This is a genomic window from Arthrobacter sp. CJL-S3 (genome assembly GCF_056711635.1).
The window spans coordinates 1,186,860-1,210,049 of the sequence record NZ_CM160046.1; the positions used below are offsets into that span (position 1 = coordinate 1,186,860).

The 23,190-nt window shown below is 71.4% G+C and carries 14 protein-coding genes and 1 pseudogene; 9 read left to right on the forward strand and 6 right to left on the reverse strand.

Annotated features, from left to right (window positions below):
- The first annotated feature begins 25 nt into the window (after positions 1 to 25).
- Together AC06G6_RS05435 and AC06G6_RS05440 are read left to right on the forward strand one after the other, a co-directional pair.
- Positions 26 to 3,376 (forward strand): glycosyltransferase, encoded by a 3,351-nt coding sequence (locus AC06G6_RS05435; protein ID WP_479827086.1) that lies wholly within the window; start codon positions 26 to 28, stop codon positions 3,374 to 3,376.
- Positions 3,369 to 5,069 carry a DUF5719 family protein gene (locus tag AC06G6_RS05440; protein ID WP_479827088.1) on the forward strand — a complete coding sequence of 567 codons (1,701 nt, stop codon included), beginning with the start codon at positions 3,369 to 3,371 and terminating at the stop codon, positions 5,067 to 5,069. The genes AC06G6_RS05435 and AC06G6_RS05440 overlap by 8 nt, the downstream gene beginning before the upstream one ends.
- A gap of 6 nt (positions 5,070 to 5,075) precedes the next feature.
- On the opposite strand, the gene AC06G6_RS05445 is transcribed toward AC06G6_RS05440, so the two are convergent.
- Complete coding sequence (locus tag AC06G6_RS05445; RefSeq protein ID WP_479827090.1) at positions 5,076 to 5,612, reverse strand: metallopeptidase family protein; 537 nt, start codon at positions 5,610 to 5,612, stop codon at positions 5,076 to 5,078.
- Positions 5,613 to 5,718: 106 nt separating this feature from the next.
- Between AC06G6_RS05445 and AC06G6_RS05450 the strand changes: the two genes are divergently transcribed.
- The 5 genes and pseudogenes from AC06G6_RS05450 to AC06G6_RS05470 all read left to right on the forward strand — a co-directional run.
- The gene (locus AC06G6_RS05450; RefSeq protein WP_479827092.1) at positions 5,719 to 6,108 is read left to right on the forward strand and encodes a DUF3499 domain-containing protein; all 390 of its coding nucleotides are present in this window, start codon (positions 5,719 to 5,721) and stop codon (positions 6,106 to 6,108) included.
- A gap of 82 nt (positions 6,109 to 6,190) precedes the next feature.
- Entirely contained in the window at positions 6,191 to 6,496 is a 306-nt protein-coding gene (locus AC06G6_RS05455; protein ID WP_479827094.1) for a Trm112 family protein, read from the forward strand.
- A gap of 124 nt (positions 6,497 to 6,620) precedes the next feature.
- Positions 6,621 to 8,108: an adenosylhomocysteinase gene (gene ahcY, locus AC06G6_RS05460; RefSeq protein ID WP_479827096.1), complete on the forward strand. Its 1,488-nt coding sequence runs from the start codon at positions 6,621 to 6,623 to the stop codon at positions 8,106 to 8,108.
- Positions 8,109 to 8,322: 214 nt separating this feature from the next.
- The gene (locus AC06G6_RS05465) at positions 8,323 to 9,585 is read left to right on the forward strand and encodes a L,D-transpeptidase (protein WP_479827098.1); all 1,263 of its coding nucleotides are present in this window, start codon (positions 8,323 to 8,325) and stop codon (positions 9,583 to 9,585) included.
- A gap of 198 nt (positions 9,586 to 9,783) precedes the next feature.
- A pseudogene (locus AC06G6_RS05470) lies at positions 9,784 to 10,950 on the forward strand (TIGR01906 family membrane protein); the annotation flags it as partial.
- Positions 10,951 to 11,352: 402 nt separating this feature from the next.
- Here the strand turns inward: AC06G6_RS05470 and AC06G6_RS05475 are convergent.
- Entirely contained in the window at positions 11,353 to 13,182 is a 1,830-nt protein-coding gene (locus AC06G6_RS05475) for an AMP-dependent synthetase/ligase (RefSeq protein WP_479827100.1), read from the reverse strand.
- 58 nt (positions 13,183 to 13,240) lie between these two features.
- Positions 13,241 to 14,953, reverse strand: a complete 1,713-nt coding sequence (locus AC06G6_RS05480; RefSeq protein WP_479827102.1) for a dolichyl-phosphate-mannose--protein mannosyltransferase — start codon at positions 14,951 to 14,953, stop codon at positions 13,241 to 13,243.
- Between the two features lie 250 nt (positions 14,954 to 15,203).
- On the opposite strand from AC06G6_RS05480, the gene rsmI reads away from it, so the two are divergent.
- Together rsmI and AC06G6_RS05490 are read left to right on the forward strand one after the other, a co-directional pair.
- Entirely contained in the window at positions 15,204 to 16,052 is an 849-nt protein-coding gene (gene rsmI, locus AC06G6_RS05485) for a 16S rRNA (cytidine(1402)-2'-O)-methyltransferase (protein ID WP_479828547.1), read from the forward strand.
- 193 nt (positions 16,053 to 16,245) lie between these two features.
- A complete protein-coding gene (locus AC06G6_RS05490) occupies positions 16,246 to 17,745 on the forward strand; it encodes an NAD-dependent succinate-semialdehyde dehydrogenase (protein WP_479827104.1) in 1,500 nt (499 codons plus the stop codon).
- Between the two features lie 27 nt (positions 17,746 to 17,772).
- On the opposite strand, the gene AC06G6_RS05495 is transcribed toward AC06G6_RS05490, so the two are convergent.
- From AC06G6_RS05495 to AC06G6_RS05505, 3 genes are read right to left on the reverse strand one after another with little or no spacing between them, the layout of a single operon-like run.
- Complete coding sequence (locus AC06G6_RS05495; protein ID WP_479827106.1) at positions 17,773 to 20,397, reverse strand: transglutaminase TgpA family protein; 2,625 nt, start codon at positions 20,395 to 20,397, stop codon at positions 17,773 to 17,775.
- Positions 20,394 to 21,884, reverse strand: a complete 1,491-nt coding sequence (locus AC06G6_RS05500; protein ID WP_479827108.1) for a DUF58 domain-containing protein — start codon at positions 21,882 to 21,884, stop codon at positions 20,394 to 20,396. Before AC06G6_RS05500 ends, AC06G6_RS05495 begins: the two co-directional genes overlap by 4 nt.
- Positions 21,885 to 21,897: 13 nt before the next feature.
- Complete coding sequence (locus AC06G6_RS05505; RefSeq protein ID WP_479827110.1) at positions 21,898 to 22,998, reverse strand: AAA family ATPase; 1,101 nt, start codon at positions 22,996 to 22,998, stop codon at positions 21,898 to 21,900.
- Positions 22,999 to 23,190: the final 192 nt, after the last annotated feature.

Consider the following 23,190-nt stretch of genomic DNA (forward strand, 5'->3'; position numbering starts at 1 on the left):
TCAAGAAGTACGAGTCACCGCCGTCGTGGTTTCCCACGACGGCGGTGACTTTCTCCCCAGGACCCTCGCGGCGCTGGCGGCTCAGAGCCGGCCCGCGAACACCTGCATCGGGGTTGATACCGGTTCCCGCGACCATTCGGCGGCCCTCCTCGCGGAGGCATTCGGCGCCGCCAACGTCACCGTCTTCGAGCAGGCCCGCAGCGGCATGGGCGCAGCCGTGCAGGCGGGCCTCAGCGCCCTCGCGGCCCGGGCCGACGCCGGCACGTCCGGCACCGGGACACCCGGCCGCCCCGCGGCCGAATGGATCTGGCTGCTGCACGACGACGCAGCCCCCGCGCCCGAGGCCCTCGCCGAACTGCTCCGTGCCGTCGAACGCGCGCCCTCGGTCACGGTGGCGGGCTGCAAGCAGCTGGACTGGCACTCCGAACGCCGGCTGATCGACGTCGGGCTCTCCACCAGCCGCTGGGCCGAGCGGCTGACCCTCATCGAAGCCGACGAGCTGGACCAGGGGCAGTACGACGCACGCAGCGACACCTTCGCGGTCAACTCCGCCGGCATGCTGATCCGCCGCGACGTCTGGGAGGACCTGAACGGCTTCGACCCGGCACTGCCGGGCAGCGGCGACGACGTCGACTTCTGCTGGCGGAACCGGCTGGCCGGACACCGTGTGGTGGTGGTCCCCAGCGCAAGAATGTTCCACGTCTCGCACCGCCCGCACGCCCTGGGCAACGCGGCCGCGGCCCGCAAGGCCCAGGTGCATTTGCGGCTCAAACACGCCCCGGCCTGGAAAGTGCCGCTGCACGCGGCCGGAGCCCTGCTGGGCAGCATCTTCAAGCTGGTCCTGAGCATCGCGGTCAAAGACCCGGGACACGGTTTCTCACAGCTCCTGGCCACCTTCGGCGCACTGTCACGGCCCGCGGCCGTGGCCCGGGGCCGGCGCAACGCCGCCCGGACCCGCCGCATCCGGCGTTCGGTCATCAAGGGGCTGCAGACCCCGCGGCGTGAAGTCTGGGCGCACCGCCGATCGCTCATGGAAGCCCTCGGGGCGGACGACTCCGGGGACAACCCCGGCGGAAACGACCCGCTGGCCGAACAGCCCACCGGCGACTCCGAGGACGACTTCGCCGCCCTGACCACCTCCGAGCGGGGCTGGGTGGGCAACGGCGCGCTGCTCGCCGTCCTGCTCACCACCGCGGCGTCCCTGATCGGACTGCTGAGCCTGTTCCGGGCCGAAGCCGTCGCCGGCGGCGCGAGCATTCCGCTCCCGCTGCGGTTGGGCGAGATCTGGGACCACGCCTCCGGCTGGTGGATCACGCTCGGGGCGGGACTTCCCGGCCACGGCGACCCCTTCGGCTACGTGCTGTGGGCCCTGGGCGCGGTCGGCGGCGGCAACGCCAACACCGCCCTCGCCGGGCTGCTCATCCTGGCCATGCCGCTCTCCGCCCTCGGCGCCTGGTTCGCCGCCGGCGCGCTGACGCAGCGCCGCCGGCTCCGGCTGGCCGCCGCCCTCCTCTGGGCCGCTGCGCCGGCCCTGCAGGTGGCGCTCAACCAGGGCCGCGCCGGCGCCCTCGTCGCCCACGTCATGATGCCGCTGCTGGTGCTGGCCCTGCTGCGGGCCACCGGCACCGCCGCCGGACGCGGCCGCTACGCCGTGCCGGCCCCCGGGGAGCGGCGCTTCACCGAGGCGCCCCCGGTGAAACCCGGCATCAACGGCACCCCCTCCTGGACCGCCGCCGCCGCGGCCGGACTGGCCCTGGCCGTCGTGACCGCGGCCGCCCCCTCGCTGCTGCTGCCCGGCGTCGTGCTCGTGGCCCTGTGCGGCACGCTCCTTGGCCGTCGCGGCCGCACCGTGTGGTGGGCGCTGCTGCCCACCCTGGCGCTGTTCGTGCCATTCCTGGCCTCCACCATTGACCGTCCCCGCGCCCTGCTCGCGGACCCCGGCCTGCCGCTGGGCTTTGACGCCGCACCGCTGTGGCAGCAAGCCCTGGGCCAGCCGCTGCGCTTCGCGGCCGGCGGCGGCCTCACCGGCCTTCCGGTGTTCGGCGCCGACTCCGCCGTGCCGTGGGCGCTCCTGCTCGCCCTGCTGATCGGACTGCCCGTCCTGCTCCTGGCCGTGGCTGCCCTGTTCCTGCCGGGCCGGCCGCCGCGGACTGCCCGCGCCCTCTGGACCGCGGCCCTGCTGCTGCTGGCCGGCGGCTGGCTCAGCGGCCAGGTCGCCACCGGAGTCAGCGCCGACGTGCTGGTCACTCCCTTCACCGGACCGGCCGTGTCGGCCGCGGCCTTTGCCCTTCTCGGGGCGTCCCTGATCGGGGCGACCGGCCTGCTGGACTCCGCCGACCGGGCCGCCGCCGCAACCACGGGCCGCAAGATCCTGACCCGCGGCACGGCGGTCACCGCCATGATCCTGCTGCTGGCCGGCCCGGTGGCCGGCCTGACGGTGTGGGCGGCGCAAAACGTCCTGCCGCCGGCCACGCCGGCTGCCGGAGCGGCCGGCGCCGGTTCCCTGGGCGCCACGAGGCTGGTGCAGCCGGCCGAACCCAGGACGCTCCCCGCCACGGCCATCGACCGCGGCGAAGGACCCGAACAGTCCCGCACCCTCATCATCTCCACCGGGGAAAACGGAACCTTCGACGCCGCGCTCATGCGCGGCGCCGGCACCACACTCGACTCGCTGTCCACGATTGCCGCCGCCCGCCCGATCATGGGCGAGCCTGGCCAGGAGACCGTCCGTGACGACGACGCCGTCGTCGCTTCGCTGCGCAACGTCGTGGCCACGATCGTGGCCGGCCAGGGCGTCGATCCCCGCGCCGAGCTGGAGCAGCTCGGCGTCGGCTTCGTGGTCCTGCGGTCCGCGGACACCGCGGCGCAGCTGACCGCCAGCCGGATGGACGCCGTCCCCGGCCTCGTCGCCGTCGGCAAGACCGACGTCGGCTGGCTCTGGCGGATCAGCCCCCTGAACCAGCCCGTCATCGCGGCGGCCGACATCGCCCACCGCGTACGGATCGTCGACGGCGCGGGCGCCACCGTCGGGCTGGTCCCGTCCCGGACGGTGTCCGCCGACGCCGCGGTGCCGGCCGGGCCGGAAGGACGGCTCGTGGTGCTGGCCGAACGCGCCGATCCGGGCTGGAGCGCCTGGCTCGACGGCCGACGCCTGACCGCCACCACCTCCGGCTGGGCGCAGGCCTTCACCCTGCCCGCCGAGGGCGGGCAATTCAGTCTCCGCTACGAAGCACCCTGGGCCATCTGGACCGGCGCTGCGCAGGCCGTCATCATTGGCCTGACCGTCCTGCTGGCCATCCCCATGCCTGCCCGCCGGCCGAACACCGGCCTCTCCAGGGACGAAGGCTCCCTGCGTAAGGAACATCAACATGCCTAGGGACGACATCCACGACATCCCCGACATCCCCGACAAATCCGACACCAACGACACCGCCGACACCGGGGTCGACGCCACGGAGCCTACGGAGCCCGCGGCGCCAGCGGCGCGTCCGCGCGCCCGCCGGCTGGGCGGCGTCCTCGCCGCCGTCGTCCTCGTCGCTGCCGGCGGCGGACTTGTTTCCGCCACGGCGCTGACGCCGCAGGGTCCCGGCAGCAGCCGGCCCGTCGCGGCACCGCTGGCGGCGGTCCCTGCCGGCAGCAGTGTGGGCGTCTGCCCCGGACCGGCCCGGCTACTGGAAGGTGCCACCGTGGGCATCGACCCGCAGTTCAGCCCGGAGTCCGCCACCGCCCGGAGCAACGTCAACGCCGTGGTGCTGGGCTCCGGTTCCGGTGTCCTGCCCGGCAGCAGGCTCGCCTCGCTGACCGGCAGCACCCTGGTGGAAGTGGCCAAGGCCGCACCGGTGTCCGAAGGTCCGTCCGCGACCCGGCCCGCGGCCGCCGCGCCGCTGGCTGGCGTCGTGGCCCAGCAGGGGGTCGACGACGTGACCGTCCTGAGTGCCGACGCCCAGGCCGACCGCCAGCCCTCCGCCGGAGCCGTCATGCGCTACACCGCAGAGGACGGCGACCTCCGCGGTTCGGCGGCCGCAGCCTGCCAGCAGCCCGGCAACGACCTCTGGCTGGTCGGGGCGAACACCGCGCTCGGCCGGACCGCCGTGCTGAAGCTCAGCAACGCCTCCAGCAGTCCCGCCACCGTCAGCCTCGAACTTTTCGGCGCCGAAGGCCTCATCCAGGCCCCGGGCAGCCGGGGACTGCTCGTCGCGCCGGGCACCACCCGCTCCGTGATCCTGGCCGGGCTCGCCCCGGGGCAGGAGCGGCTCAGCGTGCGGGTGCGCAGCGCCGGCGGGCCTGTGGCCGCTCACATCCAGCAAAGCGTGCTGCGGGGACTGACGCCCGGCGGCGTCGAGTTCATCGCTCCGGCCGCTGCGCCGGCCCTCCGCCAGGTCATCACCGGTGTCGACATCCAGGACCCCGCCGGTCTGGCGGGGCTAACGAGCCGGTCCGGCTTCGCGGATGCCGGACCGGCCCTGCAGCTGGCGGTGCCGGGTTCCGCTGACGCCGTCATCGCGATCAAGGTCTTCGGACGGGACGGCCAGAAGGCGCTGCCCGGCGGCGGAGTGGTGACGGCGAAGGCCGGATCCGTCACCGGGGTCTCCCTCGCCGGCGTGCCGGCCGGGCCCTACACGGTGTCCGTCAGCTCGGACGTTTCCTTCACCGCGGCGGCGCGCGCCACCAGGGGACTGACGGCCGAGGATGCCTCCGACTTCGCATGGTCACCGGCCTCGGCGAGGCTGGGAAGCCAACACATTGTTCCGGTCCCCGGCCCGGGAGAGCGGTTTCTGATCTTCGGCGCTCCCGAAGGCCGGGCCACCATTTCCTATACCCCGGTCACGGCGGACGGCAAGGTCCACGCGGCCGCGGCCGCCGACATCGCCGGGGGCACCACCGCGTCCATCCAGGTCCCGGCCGACGTCGATGGCTCGCAGCTCGTGGGCTACCTCGTGTCCTCCGCGGGGGATCCCGCCTACGGCGCGGTCCTGCTGCAGCAGGACGGCAGGCAGGACATCTCAACGATCGCCGTTGCCCCCGGGGCGGCGGGCCAGGAGCAGGTGCCGGTCACACTCGGCTACTGACCGGCCCTAGTAGCGGCGGCGGTAGACCGGATCGAGGGACTCCGGCGGCACGCCCAGCATCTCGGCGGTGTACTCCACCACGACGTCATGGACCAGGTCCTGCAGTTCCTCGCGGCTGCCGCAGGCCTGCTCGACCACCCGGCGGTACAGGGTGATCACCGGTCCCTCCTCCGCCGTGGCGGGGGAGTAGGAGCCCATCGGGGCGACGGCGCGGTCCGCCACGAGCTGTTCGAGCCCCGGCGGAATTTCGTCGACGGCGAACCGGACCCCGTCCAGCGGTTTGCCCCAGATGTCGTGGAGCCGCTCAGCCGAGTCCAGGACAAAGTCGTCGAAACGGTCCGAGCGGGTGCGGTAACCGGGCAGCGTGGGCAGCATCAGCTCGCCGCGGAGCCCGCGGCCGTGCCGGTTCCTGCGCCGCTGGCGGAAGCCCCTCGGCGCCGTGGCCCGGCCGGAACCGCCCGCGGCGGAGGCGCCGTCGAGACGGCCGGCGTCGGTTTCAGCCAAGCGGACCGTAAAACCCGGATCTTGGTGCGATGACTGCATATCTCGACTCTAAACCCGGCGGATGGTTTACGCGATACGGGCCGTCCGACCCGCCGTCAGCGTGCCGCCCGGCGTCCGGCGGCCCGGGGGAGTAGTCTGTGATGTCGTGGGTGCCATTCGTCTTTGTTCCAGGTCAGCCTGCCGCAACTCGGCGGTGGCCACTTTGACGTACGTCTATGCCGACTCCACCGCCGTTCTGGGGCCGCTGGCAACCTACGCCGAGCCGCACTGCTATGACCTGTGCGAACAGCACGCCGGGTCCCTGACCGTCCCGCGCGGCTGGGAGGTGCTGCGGCTGGCCATGCCGGCTACCCCCGCGGGTCCCGGCCCCGATGACCTCCTCGCCCTGGCCAATGCCGTCCGGGAGGCGGCCTCACGGCCCGCCGCGCCGGAAGCCGGCCAGGGCCAGCGCAGCGCCCACCCCGCCCTGGAAGCCCCGGCCGCAACCGAGGGCGCCCGCCGGGGGCATCTGCGCGTCCTGCGCGAACCTTCGTAAGCCGCAACTGGCGGTAGGCTGGGAACTGCAAAATCCGTAAGCCACCGGCGCCTGCAGCGGCGTCCACCAGGGAGCGTTCACCATGCCGAAGATCAGTCCCGAACTCTTGTCTGTCCTCAGATGCCCCGTGACCGGGTCCCCGTTGGTGCAGGACGGCGAGGAACTCGTCACCACCGCGGCCGGCCCCGCCGGCGTGAAACTGCGGTACTCGATCGAGGACGGCATCCCCCTGCTGCTTCCGCCGGAACTGCTCCCCGCCGCCGCAGCGGCCCCCGCCTCCCAGCACGACGCCGGCCAGCCCGGCCAGCCCGGCCAGCCCGACGCCGGCCAGCCGAGCCAGCCGGATTCGGGCCAGCCCGACGCCGCTTCCCGGCACACCGCCGGCTAGTCAGCCGGCCCATCGCTGCGCCGTTCGGCTCCGAAGTACTCTCCAGCCACTGATCAGCCCCTCTACGTTCGTCACAGGCAGCCAGGTCACGGACCTGCCCGCCGGCCCACAGCAAAGGATTCATATGACTCTCGATTACAAGATTGCGGACATCTCCCTGGCCGAAGCAGGCCGGCACCAGATCCGCCTCGCCGAGCATGAAATGCCCGGGCTGATGTCCCTGCGCGAGGAGTTTGGCGCCAGCCAGCCGCTCAAGGGTGCCCGGATCGCCGGATCCCTGCACATGACGGTGCAGACCGCCGTGCTGATCGAGACGCTGACGGCCCTTGGCGCCGAGGTCCGCTGGGCCTCCTGCAACATCTTCTCCACCCAGGATGAAGCCGCCGCGGCCGTGGTGGTCGGCAGCGGAACGGTCGACAACCCCCAGGGCGTCCCGGTCTTCGCCTGGAAGGGCGAGACGCTGGAGGAATACTGGTGGACCGCGGAGCAGATCCTGACCTGGCCCGGGGCGGACAGCAACCCGGACCTCGGCCCGAACATGATCCTCGACGACGGCGGCGACGCCACCATGCTCGTCCACAAGGGCGTCGACTTCGAGGCCCTCGGTGCCGTCCCGGCCACCGCCGACGACGAGTCCGAGGAAGGACGGGTCTTCCTTGACGTGCTGCGCGCCTCGCTGCAGGCGGACCCGCAGAAGTGGACCCGGATCGGCTCCCGCCTGCTGGGCGTCACCGAGGAAACCACCACCGGCGTGCACCGCCTCTACCAGCTCGCGGAGCAGGGCAAGCTGCTGTTCCCGGCCATCAACGTCAACGACTCCGTGACCAAGAGCAAGTTCGACAACAAGTACGGCATCCGCCACTCCCTGCCAGACGGCATTAACCGCGCCACCGACGTCCTGATGGGCGGCAAGGTCGCCGTCGTCTGCGGCTACGGCGACGTCGGCAAGGGCGCAGCGGAGGCCTTCCGCGGGCAGGGCTCACGCGTCATCGTCACCGAAATCGATCCCATCTGCGCCCTCCAGGCCGCGATGGACGGCTACCAGGTCGCGAAGCTGGAATCCGTCCTCAGCGAGGGCCACATCTTCATCACCACGACCGGCAACAAGGACGTCATCATGGCCGAGCACATGGCCGGGATGCGTGACAAGGCGATCGTGGGCAACATCGGCCACTTCGACAACGAGATCGACATGGCCGGGCTGGCGCGGATTCCCGGCATCACGAAGGTCGAAATCAAGCCCCAGGTGCATGAGTGGGTCTTCGCAGAAGATCCCGCCACGGGAGAGGGCAGCCGCTCCATCATCGTGCTGTCCGAGGGCCGCCTGCTGAACCTCGGCAACGCCACCGGCCACCCGTCCTTCGTGATGAGCAACTCCTTCGCCAACCAGACGATCGCGCAGATCGAGCTGTTCACCAAGCGTGACCAGCCGGAAGGGGAGCGGGAGTATGACAAGCAGGTCTACGTGCTGCCGAAGATCCTGGACGAGAAGGTTGCCCGTCTGCACCTTGACGCCCTCGGCGTCGAACTGACCGAGCTGTCCAAGGAGCAGGCCGATTACCTGGACCTGGAGGTATCCGGCCCGTACAAGCCGGACCACTACCGCTACTAGGAAGCTTCGGGGCAGCGGCCCAGGCTGCCCGAAGTTCCCGCAATTCCCGCAGCTCAGGGGCCCCGGACCAGGCGTCCGGGGCCCCGTTTGTGACCTGATCGTGGCGCTGCCGTGGCCGGCGCGGCGGGCCGCTTCGCTTATGCTGGCATCAGGAGATCGTGCGCCCAGAGGTGGGCTCGAAGGCAAACGCAGTGGGGGAACACAGAAAGTGGCCATGACTGAAGAGAGCGGGCGTCGACGTCGGCAGCCGGGACGCCGTCCCCGCAACACCGGGAAAATGCTGGCCGTCCTCGCCATCTGCGCAGCTGTCGGGGCGGGTGGCATTGGCGTCGCCACGTCACCGGGCTGGGCCCATGCCGACATGCCCTCCGAAGCCTCGGCGCCGATGCGGAGCGTGTCTGGCCTCGCCGCCCCCGTCGTGAAGCTCGTGGAGCTCGGAGTGACCCCGACCGACGGCGCCAAGGGCGTCAACCCCGCCGCCGCCCCCTCAGTCAAGGCAGTCAACGGCGTCGTGAAGGATGTCGTGCTGGTCCCGGCCGCCGGCGGAGAGCCCGTGCCCGGCACCACCAGCCCGGACGGCTCCACCTGGACCGCGGCGGATCCGCTGGAGTTCGACACGAAGTACAAGTACGGCTTCACCATCGTCGACCAGGCCGGACGTGAGACAAAGAAGGCCCAGACCTTCGCCACCGTGGCCACAGCCAACGAGGCGGACGCCGCCGTCTATCCGGTCAACGGCACCACGGTCGGGGCCGGACAGCCCATCGAAATCGTCTTCAGCGAACCCGTCCTGAACAAGGAGGCCATGGAGAAGGCCGTCACCGTCACGGCGTCCTCCGGCCAGGCCGTGGCGTGGCGCTGGTATTCGGACCGGCGGGTCCGGATCCGCCCCGAAGCGTTCTGGGCCTCCAACAGCGAAATCACCGTGGACCTGAAACTCTTCGGCGTCGACTTCGGCAACAAGATGATCGGCAACTCCGACACCAAGATCTCCTTCAAGGTCGGACCGCAGCGCCTGGCCGTAGTTGATGACATCACCAAGACCATGAACGTCTACTTCGACGGCCAACTCGTCAAGACCGCTCCGGTCACGCTGGGCGACGCTGACTGGCTCTCCCCGACCGGCTACGCCGTCATCATGGAGCAGGAACGCCACTCCGACTTCAACGCCGGCAGCATCGGGCTCAAGCCCGGCGACAAGGGCTACTACCCGCCCCTGACCGTGGAGTACGCCAACCGCCTGACCAGCTCCGGCGTGTACGTCCACCAGGCCCTCGAATCGGCATGGCGTGCGGTGGGCAGGTCCAACGTCTCGCACGGCTGCGTCGGCCTGCTCCCGGCGGACGCGGCCTGGTTCTTCAACAACATGAAGACCGGCGACGTCGTCCAGACCCTCAACACCGGGGCCCCGGCCGTGGAACCGCTCGAAGGTTTCGGCGACTGGAACATCCCCTGGGCGCAGTACGCCAAGCGCTGACCCCAGCCGGCGGCCGGCGGCACCGAAGACTGCGCCGGCTCCGCCTGAGTCACCGCCGGTGAACCCGCGTCCTGAATCTCCTTCCCTGCGGGGTGGCATCTCGCCCACGCCGAGGCTCTGGCGGTAGGCTCGGAGGCAGATATGTAGCGTTGCCGGGCCCCGGCCGGCGGCGCGGACACCTACGGAAGCGAAGCTGCAGTGACTGACTCAAGTCCCACCCCACCGAACCGGCAGGATCCGCAGCTGGATCCGGCCGGTGACGCTGACGAGCCCGCATTCGACTGGATGAAGCCGAAATCCCCGGAGCAGCGTTCCGCCGCCTCCGACAGCACCGCCTCCGACAGCACCGCCTCCGGCGGCACCGCCCCGGGCAGCACAGAGCGGGGCAGTACAGCCCCGGGCAGCACCGCCTCCGGCCACGAATCCTCGGACCGCACGGCGTCCGACCACAAAGCCTCACGCAGCACAGCCGCACCGGCAGCCGGCGGCACTCCGGAGCCCCTGTCGCGCGCCGACCGCAAGGCGGCCGAAGCCGCCGTCGAACCGGCGCCCCGGCACAACGGCACCCACTTCACCGAGCCGCTTCCCACCGCCGCCTTGCAGGTCCGGCCCCCGGAGGAGGAAGTGCAGCGCCGCTACGCGGAACGTGAACACGCCCTGAACGCCAAACCGGTGGCCCCGCGCGTGATGCAGGTTCTGCTCGCCGTGTGCTTCCCGGTGATCCTGCTGGTGCTGGCCGTCCGGGCCGTCGCCAGCCCGCTGTTCCTCTGGGTGGAGTACAACCGGCCCGGCTTCCCGGGCGACGGCTACGGATTCAGCACCGACGACCGCATGACTTACGGCTCCTACGCCGTGGACTACCTCAGCAACTGGGCGGGACCGCGGTATCTGGGTGAACTGGTCGACCGCAGCGGCGACCGGCTGTTCGAGGGCGGTGAAGTCAGCCATATGGCCGACGTCAAACTCGTTATCCTCTCCGCCTTCGGTGCCGGAGTCCTGCTCATCCTGCTGAGCCTGATCGCCGTGCTCTACCTGCGGCGCCGCAGCCCCGGGGGAGTGCGGCGCGGCCTGTTCGCCGGGTCGATCATCACCCTCGTTATCATCATCAGCCTCGGCGTGCTGGCGGTGCTGGGCTGGGAGCAGTTCTTCGCCCAGTTCCACAGCGTCTTCTTCGCCAGCGGCACCTGGACCTTCTCCCTGCAGGACACCCTGATCCGGCTCTTCCCGGCCCAGTTCTGGGTCGACGGCGGGATTGTGATCGCCGGCCTGGTGCTGCTCGCCTCAGTTGTCACGCTGATCCTCACCTGGCCGACGCGCAAGCGCCGCGGACTGCCGAAGCGCGGCGCAGCGGTCCAGGACCCGGCCGGGGACAAGGCCGCCGACGCTCACCCCGCCGAAACTGGCCCCGGCCAGGCTGCACCCACGGAAGCTGCCCCCGAGGAGGCTGCCCCCACCGAGGATGCCCCCGCGAAGCGGTCGCTGTTCCGGCGGGGCAGGTCCGGCAAAGCCAGCGAGGCAACTGCCGCGGCGGCATCGGCCACGGCCGCGACTGCCGCAGCCGATCCAGCCGGCGGACGCTCGGCCAGCGGGCCCGCGGGCGCCGGCGCCGGAGGAGCAAACACCGGCGACACGGGGACAAACGATACTCCCGCGCGGGGACACTCCAGCGCCGTCTAGAGTCGCTGAACCCGGCGGACGACAGACACGCAGAAGCGGCCGGCACCATGGTGCCGGCCGCTTCTGCGTGTTCCCTGCGACGCCGCGGCGTCAGCCGTAGATCCGGTTGATCTGCGCCTCGAAGTCACGCACGACGGCGGCGCGCTTGAGCTTGAGCGACGGCGTCAGGTGCCCGGATTCCACCGTGAAGTCGGCGTCCAGCACCACGAAGCTGCGGATCGACTCGGCCTGGGACACGAGGGCGTTCGCATCGTCCACCGCGCGCTGCAGGGCTGCGCGGACCTGGTCGTTACCGCGGGCCTCGGCCGGACTCATGGCGGGAACCTTGTGGACGGCGCACCAGTTCTCCAGACCCTCCGGGTCCAGGTTGATCAGGGCGGACACGAACGGCTTGCCGTCCCCGACCACCACGGCCTGCAGGACCAGTTCGTGCTCGCGGATCTTCTCCTCCAGCGGTCCGGGGGCGACGTTCTTGCCGCCGGCAGTGACCAGCAGGTCCTTCTTGCGGCCGGTGATCGTCAGGAAGCCCTCCGCGTCGAGGGACCCGAGGTCGCCGGTGCGGAAGAACCCGTCGACGAACGCCTCCGCGTTCGCCGCCGCGTTGTTGTGGTACCCCTTGAAGACGCCGATGCCCTTGACCAGGATCTCCCCGTCCTCGGCGACGCGGACGGTGGTGCCGGGCACCGGGATGCCGACCGTCCCCACCTTGGTCCGCGTCGGGGTGTTGGCCGTGCACGGGGCCGTGGTTTCGGTGAGGCCGTAGCCTTCGAGGACGGGGATCCCCGCGCCGCGGAAAAAGTGCGCGTCGTGGGAGCTGAGCGGGCTGGCCCCCGAAACGGCGTAGCCCAGCTGGCCGCCGAAGGCCTGCCGCAGCTTGGGGTACAGCACCCGGTCGAAGAGGGCGTGCTGGGCGCGGGTGACCCATCCGGGGCCGGGACCGGTGCCCCGGGCTGCGGCGTCGAGGGCCCTGGAGTAGTCGATGGCGACGGCGGCGGCCGACTCGAACAGGCGTTCCTTCCCGGCGAGGGCAGCCTTGTGGGCGGCGCCGGCGTAGACCTTCTCGAAGATCCGGGGCACCACCAGCAGGAAGGTGGGTTTGAAGCTGGCCAGGTCCTCCAGCAGCTCCTTGGCGCCGGCGGTGTGGCCCAGGGTGGTTCCGGCGCTGAGGCAGATCACCTGGACGGCACGGGCGAGGACATGGGCCAGCGGGAGGAACATCAGCGTCCGGGTCCGGGGCTGCCTGAGGATCTCAGGCAGGAACAGCACGATGTTCCTGGCGACCAGGGCGAAGTTCCCGTGCGTGATCTCGCAGCCCTTGGGCCTGCCGGTGGTGCCGGAGGTGTAGACGAGGGAGGCAACGTCCGCGAGCCCGGCCGCGGACCGGTGCCGCTCCAGTTCGGCGTCGCCGACTCCGGTCCCCGCCGCGGCCAGGCTGGCGAGGTTGGGTGCGGCGCCGTCGTAGTCCATCCGCACCACCGGGAGCACGGTGCCGCCGAGCAGGCCGGAGCTGTCCAGGACCTGGCGGACCAGCCCCGCCTTGGCCTCGTCCTCCGCGAAGATGCGCCGGGCCCCGGAGTCATGCAGGATCCATTCGATCTGGCTGGCGGAGGACGTCTCATAGACGGGAACGGGGACGCCGCCGGCGAACCAGATGGCAAAGTCCACGACGGTCCACTCGTAGCGGGTGCCGGACATCACCGCCACCGTTTCCCCGGGCGTGATGCCGCCGGCGATCAGGCCCTTGGCCAGCGCCCGGACCTGGTCCAGGAACTGCTGTGCGGAGACGTCGGCCCAGCCGGCCGGTCCCTTGCGGGAGTACAGCGCATGTACGGGATCCTTGGCGTGCTGCTCCAGCAGAAGGTCCGTCACGTTGCTGCCCGGATCGAGCTCGACGAGCAGTCCGGTGCTTGCTTCTCTCACAGCCGTTTCTCCGTTCCGGGTCCGCCTGGTGCCGGTGGACGTCCCCTGCAATCCTGCCCTAGATCCAGGACGGCATCCACATCCGGAACCGCCAATCCTGGTAGGTGATGGTCTCGGCGGTCCAGACCGGATAGAAGAAGGCCGAGACGACGACGGCGGTGACCACAAAGAGCGTCACGAGGTAGAGCCCGGAGCGCCGCCGCCACGGCGGATCCGTGCGCTGGCCCAGGACGAGGCCCAGGCAGTACACCAGGGCCAGCACCAGGAAGGGTTCGAAGGAGACGGCGTAGAAGAAGAACATGGTCCGTTCGGGGTACAGGAACCAGGGGAGGTACCCGGCCGCCACGGCCGCGAGGATGGCCCCGGCACGCCAGTCGCGCCGCCCGGCCCACCAGAAGAGCAGCACGCCCAGGCACACGGCGGCGCCCCACCAGATCAGCGGGTTGCCCACGGAGAGGATCGCCGTGGTGCAGCTGGCGGTGTCGCACCCCGGGCTGCCCTGCTTGGGGGACTCATAGAAAAAGGACGTGGGCCGGCCGAGCACCAGCCAGCTCCAGGCGCTGGCCTCGTACGGATGTTCCGCGCTCAGCCCCTGGTGGAACTTGTAGGCCTCCAGATGGTAGTGCGCCAGGGACCGGACGGGGTCCGGCAGCCAGCCCCACTCCGCCGAGGGGACGGTCCCGGCCCAGTTCCGGAAGTACGCGTCCGTGGACCGGAACCAGCCGGTCCAGGAGGCGGCGTAGACGAGGGCGGCCACCGGGACGATGCTGAGGAACGCGGGAATGCCGTCCTTGAGGATCCCGCCGCTGATCCAGCCGTGGATTCCGGCGATCCGGCGCGCGCTCAGGTCCCAGAAGACCGTCAGCAGCCCGAAGCCGGCCAGGAAGAACAGGGCGGACCACTTCGTGCCGACCGCCAGGCCCAGGCACACCCCGGCGGCGAGCCGCCACCAGCGGATTCCGAGCCAGGGCCCGGACGCCAGCTGGAGCAGGCTGGGACGCCCGTCCGGGGCGGCGGCGGCCTGCCGGCCGAGCCGCCGGGCGAGCCGGCGGCGGCCGTCGTCGCGGTCCATCAGCAGCGCCCCGAATGCGGCGAGGATCCAGAACATCAGGAAGATATCCAGCAGGGAGGTCCGGGACATCACCAGATGGTGTCCGTCCACCGCCAGCAGCACACCGGCCACGGCCCCGAGGGTCAGCGAGCGGAAGAGCTTCTGGGCGATGAGGGCCAGCAGGAAAATGGACAGCGTGCCCGTCAGGGCCGCCCCGAACCGCCAGCCGAAGGCATTGTCCGGGCCGAAGAGCCACATTCCGCCGGCGATCATCCACTTCCCGACCGGCGGGTGGACGACATATTCGGGGCTGTCCAGCAGCACCCCGGGGTTGCCGGCGATGAACGCATCATTGGCCTTGTCCGGCCACGCCCGTTCGTAGCCGCTGACCAGGAAGGAATAGCCGTCCTTGACGTAGTAGGTCTCGTCAAAGACGAGGGTCCGGGGTGTATCCAGCCGGACGAAGCGCAGGACGCCGCCCAGGGCCGCGGTGATGGCCGGGATGAGCCAGAACCATAGCCGGAGCGAGGGCGGGTAGTCCCGCCAGCTCCGGATGCTGCCGATCAGGCGGTCCGTGAGGGCGTCAGGGGTGAACGCCTCCGCCGGGCGGCTGACCCACCGGTGCCCCTCGAGGTTGCGTCCGCGGCGGGGGGCTGGGGGCGCCGATCCGGGGGAACCGGCTTCGGCGGGCCGCGTGGGGGTCTGCGTCACGATGCCCATGCTACCTTTTGCGGCTGTGGTCCCCGGCCTTGCGCGCCGGTCCCGCCCCCGGCAGGGCCCGGCCAGGTCCCGGCAGGGCCCGGCCCGGTCCGTCGGTCCGAGCCCCCAGCAGTAGGCTGGTCCTGTGGACCCTAAACTCAGCACCTCCCCGAATCTTGCCGGCGACGAGACGGACCTGGCGGAGGGCCTCGAGGACGGCACCCGTCCCGGACCCGGCGGCACCCCCGACACGGAGCCGGAGACGGCACCTGTGCCCGAAAGCGGCGGACCCGGCCGGATCGTGCTGGCGGCCACCCCGATCGGCAACGCCGGAGACGCCACCTACCGGCTCGTCGAACTGCTGACGACGGCGGACATCGTCGCCGCCGAGGACACGCGGCGGCTGCACCGGCTGGTCCAGAACCTGGGCGTCACCGTCGCCGGCCGGATCATCAGCTACCACGAGCACAATGAGGCCGCCAAGACCGGCGAGCTCCTGGACCAGGTCCGGTCCGGGAAGACCCTCGTGATGGTGACCGACGCCGGCATGCCGTCCGTCTCGGACCCCGGCTTCCGCCTGGTCGAGGGGGCCGTGGCCGCCGGCCTGACCGTCACCGCCGCCCCCGGACCGTCCGCGGTGCTGACCGCACTCGCGCTCTCCGGCCTGCCCACCGACCGTTTCTGCTTCGAGGGGTTCCTGCCCCGCAAGGCCGGGGAACGCGCCTCCCGCCTCGCGGACCTCGACGCCGAGCGGCGCACCATGATCTTCTTCGAGGCCCCGCACCGGCTGGAACCGATGCTCCGTGCGCTGCGTGAGCGGTTCGGCGCGGACCGCCGCGCCGCCGTCTGCCGGGAGCTGACGAAGACGTATGAGGAAGTCATCCGGGGCACCCTGCGCGAACTGCTGGAATGGGCCGAGACCAACGAGGTGCGCGGGGAGATCGCCGTCGTCGTCGGCGGCGCCCCGGAGCGGGCGCCCGGGACGCCGGAGGACCACGTGGCCGCCGTCAACGCGCTCATCGCGCAGGGAATCCGGCTCAAGGAGGCCGTCGCGGCCGTGGCGGAGGATGCCAGGATCAGCAAGCGGGAACTGTATTCCGCGGTACTCGCAGCCCGTTAGGCCGGGTGGTCTCCAAGGCTGGCCCGTCGCTGTGCAGGTGCACAGCGAACCCCGCTTGACGTAGTGCGGACATGCGTAGACAGTGCCAGAGCGCGGCAGTACCGTGGCAGTAAATCCAGTGCGGTCCCAACGTCTGTGGAACCGCGCTGAACCCGATCCAATCCACCCCGAATCGCTGACGAGGGAGTCAACCGTGACTGTAACTGCCCAGCCCATTGTTACCGCGGAGCGCGAGAGCGCCCTGCTGGCCTCTGTTCCCACCGGTCTGCTAATCGGTGGCCAGTGGCGCCCGGCCGCGTCCGGGAAGACCTTTGACGTGGAGGACCCCTCGACCGGCAAGGTCCTGCTGAGCATCGCCGACGCCGGGCCCGAGGACGGGGCGGCCGCCCTGGACGCGGCGGCTGCCGCGCAGGAGTCCTGGGCGAAGGTCCCGGCCCGTGAGCGCGGGGAGATCCTGCGCCGGGCCTTCGAGCTGGTCACGGCCCGCGCGGACGACTTCGCGCTGCTGATGACCCTGGAGATGGGCAAGCCGCTGGCCGAGGCCCGCGGCGAGGTCACCTACGGTGCTGAGTTCCTGCGCTGGTTCTCCGAGGAGGCCGTGCGGGCCTTCGGGCGCTACTCGGTCTCCCCGGACGGGAAGTCCCGGCTGCTGGTGACGAAGAAGCCGGTGGGCCCGTGCCTGCTGATCACGCCGTGGAACTTCCCGCTGGCCATGGCGACCCGCAAGGTCGCCCCCGCCGTCGCCGCGGGCTGCACCATGGTGCTGAAGTCCGCGAACCTGACGCCGCTGACCTCCCAGCTGTTCGCCGCCGTGATGATGGAGGCCGGGCTGCCGGCCGGGGTGCTGAACGTCATCCCGACGTCCACGGCCGGTGCCACGACGGGGCCGCTGATCAAGGACTCGCGGCTGCGCAAGCTCTCCTTCACCGGGTCCACCGAGGTCGGCCGCCGGCTGCTCGCGGACGCGTCCGAGAACGTGCTGCGGACCTCGATGGAGCTCGGCGGGAACGCCCCGTTCGTGGTCTTCGAGGACGCCGACGTCGACGCCGCCGTCGCCGGGGCCATGCTGGCGAAGCTGCGGAACATGGGCGAGGCCTGCACGGCCGCGAACCGGTTCATCGTGCACGAGTCCGTCGCGGACGAGTTCGCGGAGAAATTCGCCGCGAAGATGAAGGACATGACCACGGCCCGCGGCACCGAGGCCGAGTCCAAGGTCGGCCCGCTGATCGATGCGAAGAGCCGGGACAAGGTCCACGAACTGGTCTCCGATGCGGTGTCCGCCGGCGCGGTCGCGGTGATCGGCGGGGCCGCCGTCGAGGGCCCGGGCTATTTCTACCAGCCCACCATCCTCAAGGGCGTCACCGAGGGCACCCGGATCCTGTCCGAGGAAATCTTCGGGCCCGTCGCGCCCATCATCACCTTCGACACCGAGGACGAGGCCATCCGGCTGGCGAACAACACCGAGTACGGCCTGGTCGCGTATGTCTTCACCCGGGACTTGAACCGGGGCATCCGGATGGGCGAACGCCTGGAGACCGGCATGCTGGGCCTGAACGCCGGCGTGGTCTCCAACGCCGCCGCGCCGTTCGGCGGGGTCAAGCAGTCCGGCCTGGGCCGTGAAGGCGGCCTCGAGGGCATCGAGGAATACCTCTACACCCAGTACATCGGCATCGCCGACCCGTACGCCGGCTAGAACCACCCCGGCCGCGCCGGAGCTGACTCAGCTCCGGCGCAGCCGCCGCTCCCGGCGCACCCGCCGCAGCGCCCCGCGGACCCTTGACCGGGCACCGGCGAGGCCGTGCCGGGTGCGCTGTGCTGTGCGGCGTGCGGCGCGGAACGGCGCCGCGGCCGCCCGCCGCCAGCCGGCCAGGGTCGACGGCGGCAGCCACTCCGCGCGGAACCGCACGAGCGGCCCGGCATGGGCGCGCAGCGAACTGCGGACCGCCGCGATCAGGGGCCCGGCCGACGCTTCGGTGCTGCCGTCTCCCGCGGCACTCCCGGCACTCACGGCACTCCCCGTACTCACGGCGGACGTGCCGGAGCCGGGCCGGGCGCCGGACGGGACGCCGTCGACCCCGGGCACGGACGGAGGCCGGCCGTACTGCCGGCGCTCGAAGTCCGCGGTCAGGGACCTGACAGCCCGGTGGCCGTCCGCGTCCAGCCCCTGCGGCTCCCCGAGGGCGCCCGCATGGCGGAGCCGTTCGGAGAAGTGGCGCGGCGTCTCACTGGTCCGCGGCGCAACGCCGTAATCCGTGGCGAGGTCGCGCAGTTCCGCCCAGGCCTGCGACGCCGCCGCGCTGCCGGCCCCGGAACCGCCCAGCCGGCGGCGGCGGAGCGCACCGCGGGCCAGATGCGGTGACGCCACCAGCAGCCCGAGGAACAGCACCGCACCGGCCCCGTACAGCACGGGCCGCAGGACGCTGACCCCAGCCGGCTCGGCGGCGGCGCCCGGGAGCGGCAGCGGCGCCACGCTGGGCGTCGGCGTGGGGACCGCGGCGTTGCTCGGAATGAGCCCGTCGTTGTTTTCGTTCGTGCTGGCGCCGCTGGGAGCCTGGCCCTCGGTGGCATAGGAGGGAACCACGCCGCGGGAGGGGGTTGGCTCGAACGGCACCCAGCCCAGGCCCTGGAAGTACAGCTCCGGCCAGGCGTGGGCGTCCCGGGCATCGACCTCAAATTCCGGCAGGGCCCCCTGGCCGCCGATCGAGACCGTCGCGCCGGTGGCCCGGCCCGGGGCGTAGCCGACGGCAATGCGGCTGGGGATTCCTTCCAGCCGCGCCATCACTGCCATGGCCGAGGCGAAATGGATGCAGTAGCCGCTCTTCTGGTTCAGGAAGTCGGCCAGGACGGACAGGCCGTTGCCGTCGTAGCCTCCCTGCACCGGGGACTGCAGCGAGTAGGTGAATTCGACGGAGCGCAGGTACCGCTGGATGGCCATGGCCCGTGCGTAGGGGGTGGTGCTTCCCTCGGTCACGGCCCGGGCGGTGCTGCGCACGATCTCGGGGACGTTGTCCGGTGTCCGGATGAACTGGTCGGGGACATCCTGCACCGGCCCGGCGGCCTGGGCCAGCACCTCCGGGGTGAGTTGGGGGGCGGCCGAGAGCACCACGTACTGCTGGTTGCGGGAATTGGCGTCGACCCCCTTGATGCTCAGCGTGGCAGGGTCCCAGCTCCAGCGGCCGGTGAGGCCGTTGACGGCCTCCGGCGCGTAGGGCACCGGCAGGTAGGGGCTGGTGAACTGGCCGGTGTTGATGGCGGTGACCACACGGACTTCGGGGGCGGCGGACTCGAAGCCCGGATCCATCCTCCCGGTGCCCAGCCGGCGGGTGCCGTCGCGGTCATCCGGCGCCCAGTTGTCCCCGTTAAAACTGTCCACGGTGACGGAACGAAGGTAGGGGGTGCTGGTTGCGTTGGTGGCGAAGGTGATCCGGCCGTCACCGGTGGGGCTCCGCAGGCTGTTGCCGAGGCTGATCATCGGGTTGAGCCCCGAGGCCGAGCCGAACGGATTCAGCCGGGAGCCCTGCGGGAACGTTCCCTGCTCGAAGCCCGGGACCACGAGCTGGAGCAGCAGGGTGAGGGTCAGCGCCACGGCCCCGGTCAGGGCCCCGCGCCGGAACTGGCCCGGGTTGCGTGCGGTGTCCGCCCCGGTCCGCGGGTCCGGCGCGAACCAGTGGCTGCAGCCGAGGATCAGGAGGTAGCCCGCGGTGGCCGCCGCGAAGCCCAGCACGCCGACGCTCTGCGGCTTGATCATGGCGGGGACGATGAGGATGGCGAGGATCCCGAGCCCGCTCGTCGCCGGCAGGGCCAGGGGATAGGCGAGGGCATCGACCAGGATCACCAGCAGCCCCAGGGCGGCGCAGACCAGCAGCACGATGCCGGCGTTGGGGGCCACGGGGGCGCTTTCGGCGAGGACCGTCTCACTGGCCCGGCGCAGGTACCGGCCCAACTGCGTCATGGTGGCCCCGGAAGGAATGAAGCCCAGGATGCTGTTCGGGCGGAAAAAAGTGAACGTCAGGATCAGCACGAGCGCTGCCAGCGCACCGGCCGTGACGAAGACGCTGCGCCACCGCAGCGCGCGAAGTCCTGCCATGGTGAAGGCCACGGTGAGGACCGTCGAGAGGACGGGGGAGTACCACGCCCATCCCCGCAGCACACCGTTGAGGCTCAGGGCCGCACCGGCGACGGCGACTGCCACCGCGAGGGCCATCAGCCACGGCTGGGCGCCGGTCTTTTTCCGGGCCTTCGGCGTCCCCGGGGATTCCGGGCCGCGGGGGCCCGGCCCGGACTCCCCGGCAGCGCCGGACCGTCCGGCGCGCGTGCCGGCGCTTCGCTGCGGTGCCAGTGTCATCGCCGGACCCCCGCTCCGCGCCGCACATCGTCGGCGGCCGCCAGCGGCGCGGCCACGCCGTCGTCGAAGGCCGTCCACGCTGCGGGCAGCGGCGTCGACGGGGAGGCGGCGACGGCCCGCCAGCCGCCGAGCCGGAGGGCTGTGAGCACCTCATCGGCGTCCCCAGTCCGCTCCGTGACAACGAGGGCAAACGCGTTTGCCGCAAAGCCGGCGGCCGGGGACAGCGCCCGCGCCTCGGCCCGCGTGAGGTTTCCCAGGATGGCCAGCACGGGGCCCCGCATCCGGTGGGCGGCCAGCTTGTCCATCAGCCGGTCGTCGAACGGCTGCGGTCCGGACTCCGCGCCTGAGGGGTGCCGCCGGCCATGTGTCCCGGCGGTGACCGGCTCCCTGGTGTCCCAGCGGTTGTGGTGGTGCCCGGTGAGCTGGATCGCGGCCAGGCTCTCGGCGACGGACTGCAGCCCGGACGCCCCGATGTACTCGTCGGCCTCCGGCTCGGGGGCGGACGGCGAATGCCGGAACGCGGGCTCGCCGGAGGCGTCGAGGAAGCGCAGCGCGTAGTTGCGCTCGGCGAGGTGCGCACCGATGGACATCGCGGCCGTGACCGCCCATTCGAAGGTGTCGCTGGTCAGGAGTTCGTGGCCGTCCGCAACGGGGGCGCCGCGGTGGTCGGTTCCGGTGCCGAAGGGGCGCCGGGCGGGCGACGCGGAGCCGGCAGAAAAGGCGCCGCGCGTGAAGGCCGGGAACCGCTGGTCCAGGATGATGGTCGCCTCCGGAGTGGTGACGGACTCCTCCTGGCGGACCATCAGTTCCCCGTGCCGCGCCGTCGCCGCCCAGTGCACGCGGCGCATCGGATCACCGTGGCGGTATTCCCGTGTCATGACGTCGTCGTCGCTGGGGTTGGCCCGGATGCGCGTGGCGGTGACGCCGTCGTGCCCCCGGGCGCCGGCCAGGCCGGTGGCGGGAAGTTCGACGGCGGCGGGCGTCACGGTGAGGACGTCGCCGCCGTCGATGGCGTGGCGGTGCAGGGACAGCCCGAAGGGATCGCTGAACTCGGCCGTGACCGGGCCGATCAGGAACTGGCCGCGTTTTCCGGAACGCAGATGGTATTCGTAGCGGCTGGTCCCGCCCACGGCCGAGCGCGACGGGAAGCGGAAGACGGGGGATTCCCCGAACCGGGACGGCAGACGCTCCTCCATCAGCGCGTGGCCGGAGCCGGTACCGGTGCGGGCGACCCCCAGCCGGACCGTCGTCGTCGCCCCCGTTTCGACGCTGGCCGGGCTGAACTCCCGGTAGACGCTGAAGTTCGGCTTGAGCACACGGGTCCCGGCCAGCGAGAGCAGCGGCAGGACAACCAGCAGCAGGGCCAGCGCCAGCAGGTCCCGGCGCCCCATCACCTGAGCTGCCAGCAGGAACGCCGCTCCCGCGGCCAGCAGGCCCCAGCCGCGGGTCGTGAAGATGTGCCTCGGGAACCGATCGGTCAGCGCCACGCCCGGGCCACCCCTAGCGGCGATTCGGCAGTGCGGCCGCCGGGGCGGCCGCCAGGTCCGGGCTGACCGGGATCTTCGCCAGGACGGCGCGGACCACACTCTGGGCGGTCTCGCCCGCGCTCGCGGCTTTGCGGTCCAGGATGATCCGGTGGGCCAAGACGGACTCGGCCACACTGACGACGTCGTCCGGGAGCACAAAGTCCCGGCCGTCCAGGGCCGCTGTGGCCTTGGCCGCGCGCAGCAGCTGGAGCATCGACCGGGGGCTCGCCCCGAGCCGGAGCATCCCGCTTTCCCGCGTGGCGCGGCCCAGCGACACGGTGTATTCCTTGATCGACTGGGAGACGTAGACCTGGCGCACCGTGGCGATCATGGACGCGACCTCCCCGGCGGTGACGACGGGGGTGACCTTTGCCAGCGGGGACGTGGCCTGATGGGTTTCCAGCATTTCCATCTCGGCCTCCTTGTCCGGGTAGCCCATGGAGATCCGCGCCATAAAACGGTCCCGCTGCGCCTCCGGCAGGGGATAGGTCCCCTCCATTTCGATCGGGTTCTGCGTGGCCACCACCATAAACGGCTCGTCGAGCCGGTAGGACGTGCCGTCCACCGTGACCTGGTGCTCCTCCATGCATTCCAGCAGGGCCGACTGGGTCTTGGCCGACGCGCGGTTGATTTCATCGCCGATGACGATGTTGGCGAACACCGCACCGGGCCGGAACTCGAAGGACCTCGACGCCTGGTTGTAAATGGACACTCCGGTGACATCGGAGGGGAGCAAGTCGGGTGTGAACTGAATGCGGCTCACCGAACAGTCGATGGTGCGGGCCAGGGTCTTCGCCAGCAGCGTCTTGCCGACCCCGGGGACGTCCTCGAGGAGCAGGTGGCCCTGGGCCAGGAGCACGGTCAGGGCCAGCTTCGCCGCCTCGGCTTTGCCGTCGATCACCGTGTTGATGGCGGTCAGGATGCGCTCGCTGGCGGACCGGAACGCCTCCGCGTCCATGGCCGCGGGCGGCTGGGCCGGACGGCGGGTCAGCGGGAGCCCGGCCACGGCGGAATCTTCCCTGCGGTCCTGCCCCTCGGGAAGGGACTCGTCTAGGGAGATGCGGTGGTAGTCCATCGGTAGCCTTTCAGCCCTGGTGGTTGCCCGGGACGGATCGGCAGGGAGCCTGCCGGGCCACTCGTCGGGTGGATGCCTGTATTCCTGACCGTTTATTCCTAGCCGTCTGTTGCTGGCCGTCTGTTTCTGGCCGGTGGTGATTTCCTTGTCCTAAAGCCAGTCTTTACAACAGAGTACTAACACAACTGCCGG

Bases quoted from the DNA above. Each gene is read 5' to 3' on its own strand.
- AC06G6_RS05505 (WP_479827110.1), bottom strand. From the start codon at position 22,998: ATGGACTACCACCGCATCTCCCTAGACGAGTCCCTTCCCGAGGGGCAG.
- AC06G6_RS05465 (WP_479827098.1), top strand. From the start codon at position 8,323: ATGACTGAAGAGAGCGGGCGTCGACGTCGGCAGCCGGGACGCCGTCCC.
- AC06G6_RS05480 (WP_479827102.1), bottom strand. From the start codon at position 14,953: ATGGGCATCGTGACGCAGACCCCCACGCGGCCCGCCGAAGCCGGTTCC.
- AC06G6_RS05495 (WP_479827106.1), bottom strand. From the start codon at position 20,397: ATGACACTGGCACCGCAGCGAAGCGCCGGCACGCGCGCCGGACGGTCC.
- AC06G6_RS05455 (WP_479827094.1), top strand. From the start codon at position 6,191: ATGCCGAAGATCAGTCCCGAACTCTTGTCTGTCCTCAGATGCCCCGTG.
- AC06G6_RS05445 (WP_479827090.1), bottom strand. From the start codon at position 5,612: ATGCAGTCATCGCACCAAGATCCGGGTTTTACGGTCCGCTTGGCTGAA.
- ahcY (WP_479827096.1), top strand. From the start codon at position 6,621: ATGACTCTCGATTACAAGATTGCGGACATCTCCCTGGCCGAAGCAGGC.
- AC06G6_RS05440 (WP_479827088.1), top strand. From the start codon at position 3,369: ATGCCTAGGGACGACATCCACGACATCCCCGACATCCCCGACAAATCC.